Source organism: Sneathiella marina (assembly GCF_023746535.1).
Classification (GTDB): Bacteria; Pseudomonadota; Alphaproteobacteria; order Sneathiellales; family Sneathiellaceae; genus Sneathiella; species Sneathiella marina.
In genome coordinates this window covers 2,291,832-2,306,659 of record NZ_CP098747.1, presented here as the reverse complement: position 1 = coordinate 2,306,659, position 14,828 = coordinate 2,291,832, and the positions used below count along the sequence as shown (strand labels likewise).

Below are 14,828 nucleotides of genomic sequence, written 5' to 3'. Positions count from 1 at the left end.
TTTACTGGTCAATTTCCTGGTTAATCTGATGGATGATCTCCGCCGCTTCACTGCCCTGGATCTTGGTAATATCGTCCTGGTACTTCAACAGGACACCCAAGGTGTCATTAATGACATCCGGATCAAGGGAAATGACATTTAGTTCTGTGAGCGCACTTGTCCAGTCCAGACTTTCGGCAATACCGGGGAGTTTGAACAGGTTTGGATCTTTTCGCAGGGCCTGAATAAATTCAACGATTTGTTCCGACAGCCGAACATCCGCCCCCGGGACTTTAAGCGCGATAATTTCCTTTTCCCGCTCTGCGTTGGGATAGTCAACCCAGTGATAAAGGCAGCGGCGTTTCAAGGCATCATGGATTTCGCGGGTTCTGTTGGACGTAATAATAACAATCGGCGTTTCATCGGCCTTGATGGTGCCCATCTCCGGTATTGTAACCTGAAAATCCGACAGTATTTCCAGCAAATAGGCTTCAAACGGTTCGTCCGTTCTGTCCAGTTCATCGATCAGCAACACCGGGGCTTTCCCGGCACTGCCTTCAAGGGCGTTGAGGAGAGGACGCTTGATCAGGAATTTTTCGGAAAAAATTTCGCTGACCAGATCATCCTTGTTGGCGTCATTGGCGGCCTCGGCCAGACGAATTTCAATCATTTGCCGGGCATAGTTCCATTCATAAACAGCAGAACTGACATCCAGCCCTTCATAACATTGCAGCCTTATGAGCGGGCGATCCAGCTGGTCTGCCAGAACTTTTGCAATTTCTGTTTTCCCGACACCGGCTTCCCCTTCCAGAAAAAGCGGGCGTCCCATTTTGAGAGACAGGAACAGGATCGTCGCAAGACTTCGATCGGCAACGTAATTGGCGTCCCGGAGCATGCTTTGTACATCATCGATGCTTTGCGGAAGGGTGTTTGACATTTTTTCGGGCATCCAATCGGTTAATTCAAGGTGACAATATCTGGCTGAGCTTATTTCGGCAATTCTAGCAACAAAGAAACTACAGGAATGGTACGGGCGTCACAAACAGCTAAGGGGAAGCCGAAGCTTCCCCTTGATCATTGTAATAAACTCAACACCAATCAGGCTGAGGCGACAGCCCGTGACGCCATAACCGAAATCAGGTTTGAACGATATTCCGCAGACGCATGAATATCCGAGTTTAATCCTGAGGCGTCGGTTGCTATACCTGAAACGGCGCCTGCCGAAAAGTCGGAGTCCAGAGCGGCTTCCATATCAGACTGACGGAACACGCAAGGCCCGGCGCCGGTTACGGCAACTTTGGTGCCATTGGCTGATTTAGCGACAAAAACACCAACCAGAGCATAGCGTGATGCCGGGTTCGGGAATTTCGCATAGGCAGCCTTCTCCGGGATCGGGAAAGAAACCTTTGTAACGATTTCATCCTCTTCCAAGGCGGTTTCAAACAAATCCACGAAAAAGTCTTCGGCAGAAATGCTGCGCTTGCTGGTATGGACGGTGGCGCCCAGAGCGACCAGAGCCGATGGATAATCAGCCGCCGGGTCATTGTTGGAAATTGATCCGCCAATTGTTCCCCGGTTTCTCACTTGCGCGTCGCCAATATGGGAGGCGAGGGAGGCGAGAGCCGGAATGCCGGATTTAACCTCAGCGGAGGAGGCCACGTCAACATGCGTCGTCATGGCACCAATGCTGAGTTCACTTCCGTTGGAGGAAATGCCCTTGAGCTCATCAATACCTGCCAAATCAACCAACTTGCCAACTTGCGCAAGACGAAGTTTCAACGTCGGTATCAGTGTCTGGCCACCGGCCAGCAACTTGTCATCCTCACCGAGGGAGGAAGCCGCGTCATTTACCCCAGAAGGGCGTTCATAATCGAAAGAGTACATTGAAGTTTTCCCTTCTTAATTGCTTTGAGCTGCGCGCCAGACCTTTTCAGGCGTCGCAGGCATATCGATGTCTTTACCAAGAGCATTGGTTATGGCGTTCATAAGAGCCGCAGGCGCCGCAATAGCTCCTGCTTCACCACATCCTTTAACTCCGAGTGGGTTACTGGGGCAGGGTGTACTTGTTGTATCAACCTTGAAGTTTGGTAAATCATCCGCCCGTGGCATGCAGTAATCCATGTAGGAGCCGGTCACCAGCTGTCCGGTGTCGTCATATACAACGCCTTCCAGCAGAGCCTGACCAATTCCTTGCGCAATACCGCCATGGACCTGACCTTCGACGATCATCGGGTTGATGATGTTTCCAAAGTCATCGGACGCGGCCCAATCGACGATATCCACAACCCCCGTATTCGGATCGATTTCCACTTCGGCAATATGAGTACCGGCCGGGAAGGTGAAGTTAAGCGGATCGTAAAAGGCGTTTTCGGCCATGCCGGGTTCAAGGTCCGCCGGATAATTATGGGGGACATATGCGGCGAAGGCAATTTCTCCCATGGTTAGGGACTTATCCGTCCCGGCGACTGAGAACACACCATGTTCATGCTCGATATCCTCGACCGCTGCCTCCATTAGATGAGCGGCGACTTTCTTGGATTTCTCGACAATCTTGTCAACAGCTTTGACAATAGCCGATCCGCCAACGGCCAAAGACCGCGAGCCATAGGTTCCCATACCGAAAGGCACCTTATCCGTATCGCCATGCACCACCTCGACACTTTCAATCGGAACCCCCAATTTGTCAGAGATAATCTGCGCGAATGTCGTTTCATGTCCCTGACCGTGGCTATGACTACCCGTGAAGACGGTGACACTTCCCGTGGGATTAAACCGGACTTCGGCAGATTCCCAAAGACCAACGCCAGCTCCCAAAGATCCGACAGCAGCGGACGGCGCGATACCACAGGCTTCAATATAAGCGGCGCAACCAATGCCCCTGATCTTGCCATTGGCTTCTGACTGGGCTTTTCTGGCGGCGAAGCCGTCATAGTCAATCAATGCCTTGGCGGCATTCATGTTAGCCGGATAGTCACCGCTGTCATACGTCATGATGACAGGCGTCTCGTAAGGATAGGCATCAGGCTGGATAAAGTTTTTCATCCTGAATTCTGTTGGATCCATATTGAGATCGCGCGCGGCGGTTTCAATAATACGCTCGACAATATAGGTGGCTTCCGGACGGCCGGCACCGCGATAGGCATCAACCGGTGTCGTGTTGGTAAATCCGGCCTGAACCTCAACATAGATGCAGGGTATTTTATATTGCCCGTTTAACAGCGTGCCATAAAGATATGTCGGAACAGCAGAGGCAAAGGTCGACAGATAGGCCCCCATATTGGCTTTGGTCGATACTTTAAAGCCTAGGATATGTCCGTCCGCATCCAAGGCCAACTCACCATGTGACGCATGATCCCGTCCATGGGCATCGGTCAGGAAGGCCTCCGAGCGATCAGCCGTCCATTTGATCGGGCGGTTGATTTTTCTCGCCGCCCAGACAGTGACTGTTTCTTCGGCATAAACGAAAATCTTGCTGCCAAAGCCGCCGCCGACATCCGGGGCAACGACGCGAAGCTTGTTTTCCGGTGCAATGGCCAGGAAGGCTGACATGATCAAACGCGCAACATGCGGATTTTGACTTGTCGTATACAGCGTCAGTTCATCTGTGCCCGCATCAAACTCACCAAGAGCGGCGCGTGGTTCCATTGGATTGGGTGCAACCCGGTTATTGATGAGATCAATTTTCGATACGGAATGGGCATTGGCAAAGGCGGCCTCAACAGCCTCTTTGTCCCCCAGTTCCCAGTCATAACACTGATTGCCCGGCGCTTCTTCGTGAATTTGCGGCGCACCGGCTGCCAACGCCTTGGAGATATCCGTGACGGCTGGCAATTCGGAATAATCGACGTCAATAAGCTCCGCGGCGTCTTTTGCCTGCTGCAAACTGTCCGCAATAACAAAAGCAACCTGGTCCCCCACGTGACGCACGGCATCAATCGCCATGCTGTTATGGGGCGGGGCGTTATGAGGGGTCCCGTCTTTACTGGTGATACCCCAACCGCAAATCAAGCCACCAATACCGTCCGCGGCCATGTCGGCGCCGACGAAAATATCAACAACGCCAGGCGCTGCTTTTGCGGCATCCAGATTGATGCTGTTGATTTTCGCATGGGCATGGGGCGAGCGCAGGAAATATCCATGTGCTTGTCCTACCCGGTTCATATCATCGAGATAATTCCCGTTACCGGTAATAAATCTCTGGTCTTCCTTACGCCTGACAGAGGCGCCAATACCATTTTCTACAGACATTGTTCACCCTCCCATGTTATCCGCTGCGGCTTTAACCGATTTGACAATATTGTGATATCCGGTGCATCGGCATATGTTGCCTTCCAGCTCAGATCTGATTGTCTCTTCAGAAGGATTAGGGTTGCGATTCACAAGATCAACCGCGCTCATGATCATGCCCGGTGTGCAGAATCCGCATTGCAGGCCGTGATTTTCCTTAAAGGAGGCTTGCATCGGATGGAGCTCACCGCCAGCGGAAAGCCCCTCGATTGTTGTGACATCCGCACCGTCGGCCTGAACAGCCAGCATTGTACAGGATTTCATGCTGTCGCCATTTACATGGACCGTACAGGCGCCACACTGGCTGGTATCACAGCCAACATGTGTTCCGGTCAGTCGTAGATGGTCTCTGATAAACTGAACGAGAAGTGTATTTGGCGCAATATCTGCCGATACGTTTTTCCCATTCACCGTCATGGAAACGGTTGTCATATTGTCTTCCTCCCTGAGTTTAATTCCCGACCGACCGAAATGTTAGCTGGTCGAACTTCCTGCAATTTTATTTAAGAACGATCGTTCTTTATGGAAAAGAGTTTCCACATGATGTAACGCGACGTCAAGGCTTGATAAGCCCAATCGCGAAATGATTTTAATCAGCCCGCCAGATAGTAGAGGATAATTGCCGCCACTATGCCCAACGGAATCAGGATAGATGGTTTCATCCAGCCCTGACTTGGCGTCTCTGGTTGCTGAGGCGCCGCTTTTTCTTCGGTGTCCTCGGCAATGATGGGTGCCTCTGACTGATCTGATGACGGCGCTGCCGTTGCCGGAACCTCGCCCTCATCGGAGGCTGCGTTACTGACCAGTTCGTTAAAGCTGGTAAAAAACTCACCGGCCAGCTTCTTGGCGGTGCCGTCGATGAGCCGTGAACCGATCTGCGCCATCTTCCCGCCAACCGACGCATTTACGTCATAGGCGAGAAGGGTGCCGTTATCGGCGTCCTTCAACGTGATATCGGCGCCCCCCTTACCGAAGCCGGCAGCTCCCCCTTTACCTTCACCAGTAATTGTGTAGCCATTGGGGGCATCAATGTTACTTAAGGTGACATCTCCTTTAAAGGTCGCTTTTACCGGACCAATTTTCACCTTGACCGTTGCGGCAAAGGCGTCGTCTCCTGTTTTCTCGACAGACTCGCAGCCGGGAATGGCTTGTCGTAATATTTCAGGATCGTTGAGCGCTTCCCAGACGCGCTCTCTGGACGCACTGATTAATTCTTCGCCGTTCATTTGCATAGTATTCTCCCGACAACAATTTTTATTATGTTGGGATAAACCTACTCTATTCAAGTCTTGCAGGGCAAGCGGATGATGAACTTAAGTTTTATACACTGGTCGGTCGAGGAGCTCCTGTTTGATATCGGCAAACTTTATGCCGACAATCAGTTTATCGACTGTACGTCCGTCGGTTGATGCCGGCAGAATTAATCTCTCATAACTTAACCGGATATTGGACGGCATATTGGCCGACCCCTGCATAAATGTGGGGACGCGAAATTTTACGGTATGCTCGTATTGCGGTAGGATTGTATCCAGGTCCTTCTGCGCCAGGATATGTTCCAGATACCGGCCGGAAATCGGTTCCAGATACGCCGGATTTACCGCGGATCCAGCCAGGCGAATATAATATGTCGGTGTTTGCTCCTTTACATCCAGTAAGACAATATATTTCAAACATTGCGGCACGGCCGCCGGATTGAATTGATCCCGCAAGGGGAGGGTCTGATCCTCTTTTATCTCTCTCCAGTACCTCAACAGGTCTGCGAGTTCCGTACTCTTGATATCGAAATCAACATCCGTATATTTCGTCATCAATTGCAAACTCGCAAGGTTGGGAACAGGAATGTATTATAACATATAAATATATTATATGCAAGTAAATAAATCTTGCTATGGTGGTGAACGGACCAACGGATGGCTTCCAAAGACCGGGCAGCCCATGGATATGCTGCGCGTCCGGATGTTAATAGTCACTTAACCAATAATTTGTAGATTGGTTTGCAATTCAAAATGAAGTGAGGCTCAGCATGCGTCCGGCAACAAGATCAACCTTTGATATTCTGTACTGGTTTAATCTCAAGGCAGCGGAAAGCGGCCGTCCTTTGGAAACTGCGTTTCTCATCAAGCTTCTGTATCTTTGCCAGGCGCTCCACGCGGCGTCCCATCAGCAACAGAAACTAATGCCTGCGACTTTTCTATCAACAGAAGCGGGCCCCATCGAGCCGGATGCCTTCCTGGCCCTGGAACATGGATTTGAATTAAGCACGGCCGTGGCACCGTCGGCCGATGTTGAAAAGACCTTGAATACCGTATGGCAAATCTGTCAGGACAAAAGCCTGACCGAGTTAGACTTCATCCTGTCCTTTGATTCAGCCCTCAAGTCGGCCTCCGCCCGGGGAAGAAACGCGGAAATTACAATTGGCGAGATGGCCGGCGCCTATAAAAATGGCGGACCCTTGTCGCGGAATGAAATTGCCTTTAACAAATTCCCCGACGGCTCCGAAGTTGCGACCAAAAGCTCAAACCTTGAAGCCGCGCCGAATGCCGGGCAGGAAGTACGGTTCACCGCCGATGGCCGCTCCGTGACGAAATGGGCGCCGACAAAGCGGGTGTCTGCAAAATCCTGACAGGGGTTGTTTAGCTCTCCCTCAGCGATACAGAAATACGACAATAAATCCCAGCAAGGCGACAATCAGCGTGACCGCAGCGCTTGATGAGGATGTTTTTGCCATAAATTTCCCATAGCCATGTGTATCTGCCGTTGCCGTAATGACTTTGCGCGCATAGTCAGTGCCGGTATCGGTGACCCAGGTCCAGATGATGGCAATAAGCCGGCCAATGGCCAAGGCCAGAGCTTTCAACGGCTTTCGATAGAACCAGTCGAAATCGAGATTGGTTGATCGCAGCTCCGGCGGATATATTTTGTAGCGCATCAATAATGCAAAGGCGAGAACGGCAAACATCAGGAGTTGGAGCGATGTCACCACATGGCTTGTCGTATAAGGTTGATATGTCGGCTCATAGGGTAGCAGGATATAGAGCGCGTCCGGGAAGACACCAATGGCGATACAGAAAAACGCCGCAATGCCCATGGCAAGCAGCATATTCATGGGGGCTTCTTTTACCCGGATACCACTGTCATGGGCGAAGAAGGTGAAATAGGGCACCTTGATGCCCGAATGATCCATGACACCGGCACTTGCAAACAACATGACCAGCCAGATGATGAGCATACCGGCATCGCCGGCGGCGGACTGGATCATGGCTTTCGAGACAAAGCCGCCGGTGAGCGGAAAAGCTGCGATCGACATGGCACCGATAATACAGAACACCATTGTAACCGGCATGGATTTATACAGCCCGCCAAGTTCTGATGCCTTGATGGTCCCTGTGCGGAAAAGGACCGCCCCCATGCTCATGAACAACAGGCTTTTATACATGATATGGGCAAAGGCATGGGCGGCTGTTCCGTTAATGGACAGTTCCGTCCCAATGCCGACACCGACGACCATAAAGCCGAGCTGGTTATTCAGTGAATAGGCCAGAACCCGGCGCAGGTCGTTTTCCAGAACCGCATAAAATATCGGGAACACGGTCATCACGCCGCCAATGGGGATCAGAATATCCGTGCCGGGATAGGCGCGGGCCAAGGCATATATCGCCAGCTTGGTTGTAAAGGCGGACAGGATAACCGTTCCGGTAACCGTTGCTTCCGGATAGGCATCCTGCATCCAGTTATGCAGAAACGGAAAGCAGGCCTTGATGCCGAAAGCAACGAGGATAAGGCCCGTTGCAATGCTGCTGAGACCGAGATACTCAAAGGCGATCGAGCCGGTATCCTGGTAATAGAGGATGAGGCCGCCAAGCAAGATGACACCCGAGGTCACCTGAATGATCAGATACCGCATGCCGGCCTTGTAGGCGCGTTCGGTTCGGCTTGCCCAGATCAGGAAGACGGAGGAAATGGCGGTCAGTTCCCAAAATATGAACAGGGTAACCAGATCACCGGCAAAAACGGCACCCAGGGCAGAGCCCATATAAATGAGCGCGACGAAATGCTGAATGGTGTCTTTGACATGCAGGGAATAGATCATGCCAATGAAAGAGGCGATACAGAAAATGGTCCCGAATATCCGGGACAGCGGATCGATCCGCGTCATTTCGATGGAAAGCCCTAAAAACTCATACTGTCCCCAGGTACCAAGTCCCAGATAATAGAGCTGCGTAAAGGCCAGTACTGGTAAAGCCAGGATGACGAATGAGCGGACAACACCTGAAGTGATCGGCACCAATAGCGCGCCGAAAATCAGGATGAAACCGGGATTTAGGCCTTCAATCATAATAATCCTCATCGCGCTTGAGGAGGACACGCAGCTTTTTGGCAATCAGGACCAATCCCACGTAACACACCAGACCATACAATGAGTAGAATTCGAAAATATTCTCAAACTCGAATTCCACATGCTTGTGGTAGACGATATTGAGCAGGGATAGGACATCGGGAATGGAGACCAGAACGGCTATCACCAGGACGCCGTAAAAAACCTTGTCATGATTTTTCGGGTCATCCAGCCAGTATTTCTTTTCGTCATCAGGGTTCGACATCTGTTCTGCCCCTATGGTGTCAATATGGGTTCGATCAAATTCATGATCGGATCCGCGAGGAAAAATAAAACAAAGCACATCAGTGCCGTTATAACGGGCGGTAGCACACAGAATAAAGGTGCTTCCTTGATTTGTGACCAGGAAAAGCTCGATTCTTCATACCCGACAGCAACCGGCGGGTCCGTCTGTCCCAAGGGCGGGTAAAAGAACCCGCGGGCGACAATCGGTAACAGGTAGGCAATGTTGAGAAGCGAGCTGATCAAAAGCACGGCCATGATGTATAATTCGCCGGTTTCGGCGGCACCGACCATCAGGTAAAATTTACTCCAGCTTCCGCCCAGCGGCGGCAGGCCGATGATACTCAAAGATCCAATCAGGAAGGCCATGAAGGTGATGGGCATTTGCCGTCCGAGCCCGCGCATATCACTGACTTCTGTTTTATGCACGGCGGTATAAATCGCCCCGGCGCAGAAGAACAAGGTAATCTTGCCAAACGCATGCATGACAATTTGCAAGGCGCCGCCGGCGACCGCCATGGAAGAGGCCATGGACGCGGCAAGAACCACATAAGCCAGCTGGCTAATGGTCGAATAGGCAAGCCGTGCCTTGAGATTGTCTTTGGTCAGCGCCACCACTGAGGCAGCAACCAACGTATAGGCGGCAACCCAGGTGAGCCATTCCGCCGAGCCGGTGGTTGCCAGGAAATCGATCCCGAACACATAAATAACGACTTTCAGGACGGAGAATACGCCGGCCTTGACCACGGCGACGGCATGCAGCAACGCGCTAACAGGTGTCGGCGCCACCATGGCCGCCGGAAGCCATCGGTGGATCGGCATCAGCGCGGCCTTGCCGATCCCATACATGAAGAGGAACAGCAGAACGCCCGTGACACCGGCGCTTGCATGACCTTGCAATATACCCCCTTTGACGAAATCGATCGTTCCCGTCAGGCTGTAAACCCAGATGATGGCCGGCAGAAACAGGCCAATCGAGGTACTGATCAAAATTCCCAGGTAAATACGGCCGCCCCGCAATGCATCTGCATTCCCTTTATGGGTAACAAGGGGATAAGTGGACAGCGTCAGGACTTCATAGAACACGAATAATGTAATCAGGTTGCCGGAAAAAGCCACCCCCATGGTCGCGGCGATGGCGATGGCAAAACAGATATAGAACCGGGTTTGTTTGGCTTCGTTATTGCCGCGCATATACCCGATTGAATAGATCGAATTTATGATCCATAAAGTGGAGGCAACAGCGGCAAATGTCATACCGAGCGGTTCGACTTTCAAAACCAGAGCAATCCCCGGCAACATTTCCGCCATTGTCACGACAGGTTCCACACCGTTCATAATCGACGGCAAGATGCTGAAAACATTGGCACAAAGGACCGCAGATGTCACAAGGGTGACGGTTTCTCTAACATTGGGAACTGAATGGGCTAGTGCAATGCCCACGGCGCCGATGAGGGGGATGAGCAGGGAAAGGGCAACATGGGTTTCCAGGGAAAATATCATTTCACGATCCCCCTAGAAGAAAGCTGGTCGCCGCTTCGGCAAAGCCCACGTTAATGGTGGTGTCGATGCCGAAATAAAAGCTGCCCAGAATAAAAATCCAGCATGGAACCAGCATGGATAACGGAGCTTCTGCTTTTTCCGTCCCCTCCGGTGGCGATCGGAAATAGGCGACTTCGACCACGCGCCAGATATAGATGACCGCCAGTAAACTTGAAACCAATACAGCGGTCACCAGGGCGTATCCGAGATAGGAGCCTTTTTCCAGCGCCGCCAGAATAAGATACCATTTGCTGATGAACCCGGGCGTCAGCGGCACGCCAATCAGGCCAAGCCCGCCCAGTACAAAGCCGAAAGTCGTAATCGGCATTCGCTGGCCAATACCTTCAAGATCCTTCAAGTAAACGGAACCGACCGCATAGAACATACAGCCGACGGACAGGAAGAGGCCGGTTTTAACGATAGCATGGTTGAACACATGAACCAGCGATGCTGTCAATCCGCTTTCACTGGCCAGGGAAATACCCAGAACCATATAGCCCAACTGGGCAACGCTGGAATAGGCAAGCAGGCGTTTGATGTTTTTCTGGAATATGGCCACGGCAGACATGGAAAGAAATCCGATGACCGCAAGCGGCAACAGAATGTCAGCCAGATCAATGATACCGAAACTGTAATCGCCGCCGAATACCGTATAAATGAACCGGATCAACAAATAGACGGAAACCTTGGTCGCCGTGCCTGCAAAAAACGCCGTAACGACGCTTGGTGCATAGGTATAGCCATTGGGCAGCCAGACATGGAACGGGAAAAGGGCCAGTTTGATGACAATTCCAACGACCAGGAAGCCGACGGCGGCCCGGATGGGGCGGGTATCCTCGATTTCGGAAAACCGCGAGGCAATATCCGCGAGGTTCAAAGTACCGGTCATCACATAGAGCAAGCCGACACCGATGAGGAAAAATGTCGCGCCCACGGTACCGATGATCAGATATTGATAGGCGGCCGTCAGGGCGCGTTTATCCTGCGGAGCACCGGCAGCGATAAGCACGTAAGACGACAATGACATAATCTCGAGGAAAACAAATATGTTAAACGCGTCGCCAGTAATACAAATGCCCAGCATTCCCGTGAGGGCCAGCAAATACGCCGCATAAAACAAGCCCTGTTGTTTTTCGGGAACTTCACTGGCGATACTGTCCCGCGCATAAAGCAGGACACCGGTACTGATACCGCTGATGATCAGCAACAAAAAAGCGTTTAACGGGTCAACAAGATACTCGATACCCCAAGGCGGCGCCCAGCTGCCCAGTTCATAAGAAATAGGGCCGGATACATTAACTTCCAGGAGGAGTTGAATGCTCATCAGGAATGAAATGGCACTGATGATCGTGGTCAGTGCCCAGGGCAGGTTTTTGCCTTTTAGCAAGGCGCAGACGGCTGCGGAAAGCAGGGGAATGACCACTGTGAGGATGGGGAGGTGGGTCGACAAGAAAACCATTCTACTTATCTTCCTCACTCTCAAGTTCGAGGATTTCATCTTCATCAATCGTCCCGAATGCTTCCTTAATCCGAACAACGAGAGATAATCCAAGTGCCGTGGTGGCGACGCCAACCACGATGGCCGTCAGGATTAGAACATGGGGCAGGGGATTGGAGTATACGGGTTCAGGCGCCCCTTCCAACGCTTCAACCACGATAGGAGCCGTGCCGCCACTGATTTTCCCCATGCTGATATAAAACAGGAAAACGGAAATCTGGAACAAAGAGAGCCCAATGAGTTTTTTGACCAGATTGCTTCTGCTCATGACCGTGTATAAACCGATCATCAGCAAAATGATGCAAATCCAGTAATTAAAGTAACTAAAATACATTTCTGGTCCCTAATCCGGCAGCTTTGAGACAGGATCTGCACGTCCGACAAACGCGTAATAAATCGCCAGCATGGCAGCGGCAACCGTAATGCCGACACCTAGTTCAATGAGCAGAATTCCCAAATGCTGGCCACTGACCGGATCGCTTGACAGGACGTTGTAGTCAAGGAAATTACCACCCAGGAGAATACCGACCACACCGACACCCCCATACAGCAGAACTCCAAAAGCAATCAAATACAGAACGGCATTCTGACTTAAGACACGCTGAGCAAGCTGCAGTCCGAATATGAGGGCATATAGAATGAACCCTGCCGCGAATATTACGCCTGCCTGAAATCCGCCGCCCGGGCCATAATCTCCATGGAACTGGACATATAGTGCGAATAAAAGAATGAATGGAATCAATAATTTAGCGATTACATGAGGGATAAGATCATGATCACTCCCGATCCCCAGTAAATTGCGGCCATGGCCGTTTCTCGCCGCGGGCTTTTCTTCTTCCTCGCCGGGTTTCCGGCGCCGACGCTGACTGAGGATGAGCAGAACGCCAATGCCCGCCGTAAAGACAACGGTTGTTTCGCCAAATGTATCAAAGCCCCGATAACTGGACAGCACGGACGTTACCATATTCGGAACGCCAATTTCGGTCGGACTGACCTGAATGTAGCGCGGTGCGACGTGGGTATGGACCGGGTTGTCCGCATTGCCATAACTGGGCATTTGATAAGTTGCGTAAACGAGCACGGCACCAACCGCCAGACAAATCGCCATTGGTGCAGGTGCGATCTTTATACCCGCTTTTTCCTCGGATCCGACCAGGGCCAATGTCCCAATGTATAGAACCGTACTGATACCCGCACCCACGGCTGCCTCCGTGAAGGCCACATCAACAGCGTCGAGACTGATAAAGACAAGTGCCATGACAAAACTGACAATACCAAGCATCATTGTTGCCACAAACAGATTGCGCACAGTCAGGACCGTAAGAGCCCCGGCAACCAGAAGAAACATCAAAAATATATCAATAAACTGAGCTATGACCATTCCCCCCAATCAAGCATCGCTATTTTTCCCTTCTGTCGGATCCTCTTTACTTGCCTTGAAACCGTCTAGTTTGGGTTTCAAACCTGCTACGAAGCTGGCATGGGCGAGGGCGTAGGATGCAGTTGGACTGGTAAAAAACACGAAGACAATGACCATGAGGAGTTTTACCGTAACGAGTGAAAAGCCGCTTTGAAAAGACAAGCCAACAAATATCAAAAATGTGGCCAGAGTATCTGCCATGCCGCCGGCATGGACACGCGTATACAGATCCGGAAGACGCAGTAATCCAAGACCGGTAACCAGAAGAAGAAGGCTTCCGGCAATCAGCAATACCCAAGTCGCAATATCCAGGACAATATCAATCATCATGAATCCTCAGACTTGGATAGCCGGCCACGCAAGGTACCGAATTTGAAATATTTCAAAACCGCGAGAGTGCCAATGAAATTTACTAGGGAGTAAACGAGCGCCAAATCCAGAAAATCCGGCCTCCCGGCGAGAAAACCGACAACACCAATAAGCAAAACGGTTTTTGTCCCGATTGCATTGACTGATAAAATGCGATCGTAGGAAGTAGGCCCAAGGATCGCGCGGCTGAGTGCGAAAGCAATACTCACAAGAATTGCGATTGCCGTTATGGCGTAAATGATCATGCTTCCCCCATGACTTTCGTGACCCTGCGATCCATATCACCATTTTTTACGCCCTCGGCGGACGTTTGCGTCAAAGCGTGGACTGTTACTTCGTCACCATCCAAATCGACAGTAACGGTTCCGGGTGTCAGCGTGATGGAGTTTGCATAAATTACTTTGCCGAGATCAGAAGTTTGCGTCACCTTCGTTGTAAACATGGAGGGGTTGAGATATGTCCCGGGGAAAAGGACACATTTGGCAACATCCAGGTTTGCCTTGAAAATTTCAACAAGCAGCCAGCCCCAATACATTACGATTTTCGGGCCGAGATGAAGCGGATGGCCTTCATGGTCAACAACATCCATGCGGCGGGCAATCAACGCTGTGAGCAAGCATGATGCAACACCAAAACCCGTAATCAGAGGTGTATAATGTCCGGATAAAAGTAGCCAAACTGCCATTAGCACAAGAAAAAGACTGATGGTTTTTAGCAAATTACAAATTTCCCCTGTTTGACGACAATCAATTTAAACCGATTGCTTTTATGGAACATCTTTCTTTTGTATATGCCATGGTAATTACCAGCCTGCAAGAGCGAACAAGACAGGACGTGCAGCAAAGGTGATTATTGATCCAAGCAAATGTAAATCCTGCGGTAATTGGTGTTTTGTCACCTTCACTACAGAGGAGCTTCCCAATTAAGGTCGACAAATCAGGCAGGAAACCGGCTTGTTTAATCCCCAGTTGCTTTTAGGAAGGCAGCTTGGCGCCACATATTGTTTTTTGACATCTTTTGAATGAGATAATGCGAATATTGAAATTATGATTAATAATATGCTAAACTATCTCTCTGGCAGGAAAGAGAAAAAGCGCGTCTGGTAGTTGTGGGAG

General features: G+C 50.9%; 16 protein-coding genes. 1 reads left to right on the top strand and 15 read right to left on the bottom strand.

Translation table 11 applies throughout. The features are described from left to right. Position 1: 1 nt before the first annotated feature. The 6 genes from NBZ79_RS11025 to NBZ79_RS11000 form a co-directional block, all read right to left on the bottom strand. Positions 2–928, bottom strand: coding sequence for an AAA family ATPase (locus NBZ79_RS11025; protein ID WP_420854534.1), 927 nt, complete (start codon positions 926–928; stop codon positions 2–4). Between the two features lie 149 nt (positions 929–1,077). Beyond that, a complete protein-coding gene (locus NBZ79_RS11020) occupies positions 1,078–1,863 on the bottom strand; it encodes an FAD binding domain-containing protein (RefSeq protein ID WP_251932482.1) in 786 nt (261 codons plus the stop codon). A 15-nt stretch (positions 1,864–1,878) separates the two neighbouring features. Next, the gene (locus NBZ79_RS11015) at positions 1,879–4,227 is read right to left on the bottom strand and encodes a xanthine dehydrogenase family protein molybdopterin-binding subunit (RefSeq protein WP_251932481.1); all 2,349 of its coding nucleotides are present in this window, start codon (positions 4,225–4,227) and stop codon (positions 1,879–1,881) included. A 3-nt stretch (positions 4,228–4,230) separates the two neighbouring features. Next, entirely contained in the window at positions 4,231–4,698 is a 468-nt protein-coding gene (locus NBZ79_RS11010) for a (2Fe-2S)-binding protein (RefSeq protein ID WP_251932480.1), read from the bottom strand. Between the two features lie 161 nt (positions 4,699–4,859). Then, positions 4,860–5,498, bottom strand: a complete 639-nt coding sequence (locus NBZ79_RS11005; protein ID WP_251932479.1) for an SRPBCC family protein — start codon at positions 5,496–5,498, stop codon at positions 4,860–4,862. 81 nt (positions 5,499–5,579) lie between these two features. Then, positions 5,580–6,074: a PAS domain-containing protein gene (locus NBZ79_RS11000; protein ID WP_251932478.1), complete on the bottom strand. Its 495-nt coding sequence runs from the start codon at positions 6,072–6,074 to the stop codon at positions 5,580–5,582. A 215-nt stretch (positions 6,075–6,289) separates the two neighbouring features. Between NBZ79_RS11000 and NBZ79_RS10995 the strand changes: the two genes are divergently transcribed. Further along, complete coding sequence (locus NBZ79_RS10995) at positions 6,290–6,889, top strand: hypothetical protein (RefSeq protein ID WP_251932477.1); 600 nt, start codon at positions 6,290–6,292, stop codon at positions 6,887–6,889. Between the two features lie 21 nt (positions 6,890–6,910). On the opposite strand, the gene NBZ79_RS10990 is transcribed toward NBZ79_RS10995, so the two are convergent. From NBZ79_RS10990 to NBZ79_RS10950, 9 genes are read right to left on the bottom strand one after another with little or no spacing between them, the layout of a single operon-like run. Continuing rightward, entirely contained in the window at positions 6,911–8,602 is a 1,692-nt protein-coding gene (locus NBZ79_RS10990; protein WP_251932476.1) for a Na(+)/H(+) antiporter subunit D, read from the bottom strand. Beyond that, positions 8,595–8,867 carry a hypothetical protein gene (locus NBZ79_RS10985; RefSeq protein WP_251932475.1) on the bottom strand — a complete coding sequence of 91 codons (273 nt, stop codon included), beginning with the start codon at positions 8,865–8,867 and terminating at the stop codon, positions 8,595–8,597. Before NBZ79_RS10985 ends, NBZ79_RS10990 begins: the two co-directional genes overlap by 8 nt. 11 nt (positions 8,868–8,878) lie before the next feature. Next, positions 8,879–10,387, bottom strand: a complete 1,509-nt coding sequence (locus tag NBZ79_RS10980) for a monovalent cation/H+ antiporter subunit D family protein (RefSeq protein WP_251932474.1) — start codon at positions 10,385–10,387, stop codon at positions 8,879–8,881. Position 10,388: 1 nt separating this feature from the next. Then, entirely contained in the window at positions 10,389–11,885 is a 1,497-nt protein-coding gene (locus NBZ79_RS10975; RefSeq protein WP_251932473.1) for a monovalent cation/H+ antiporter subunit D family protein, read from the bottom strand. 1 nt (position 11,886) lies between these two features. Continuing rightward, entirely contained in the window at positions 11,887–12,258 is a 372-nt protein-coding gene (locus NBZ79_RS10970; protein ID WP_251932472.1) for a cation:proton antiporter subunit C, read from the bottom strand. Between the two features lie 9 nt (positions 12,259–12,267). After that, entirely contained in the window at positions 12,268–13,305 is a 1,038-nt protein-coding gene (locus NBZ79_RS10965; protein WP_251932471.1) for a Na(+)/H(+) antiporter subunit B, read from the bottom strand. A gap of 9 nt (positions 13,306–13,314) precedes the next feature. Next, positions 13,315–13,674 carry a monovalent cation/H(+) antiporter subunit G gene (mnhG, locus tag NBZ79_RS10960; protein WP_251932470.1) on the bottom strand — a complete coding sequence of 120 codons (360 nt, stop codon included), beginning with the start codon at positions 13,672–13,674 and terminating at the stop codon, positions 13,315–13,317. Beyond that, a complete protein-coding gene (locus tag NBZ79_RS10955) occupies positions 13,671–13,958 on the bottom strand; it encodes an MrpF/PhaF family protein (RefSeq protein WP_251932469.1) in 288 nt (95 codons plus the stop codon). Before NBZ79_RS10955 ends, mnhG begins: the two co-directional genes overlap by 4 nt. Continuing rightward, positions 13,955–14,431, bottom strand: a complete 477-nt coding sequence (locus NBZ79_RS10950; RefSeq protein ID WP_251932468.1) for a Na+/H+ antiporter subunit E — start codon at positions 14,429–14,431, stop codon at positions 13,955–13,957. Before NBZ79_RS10950 ends, NBZ79_RS10955 begins: the two co-directional genes overlap by 4 nt. Positions 14,432–14,828 lie beyond the last annotated feature (397 nt).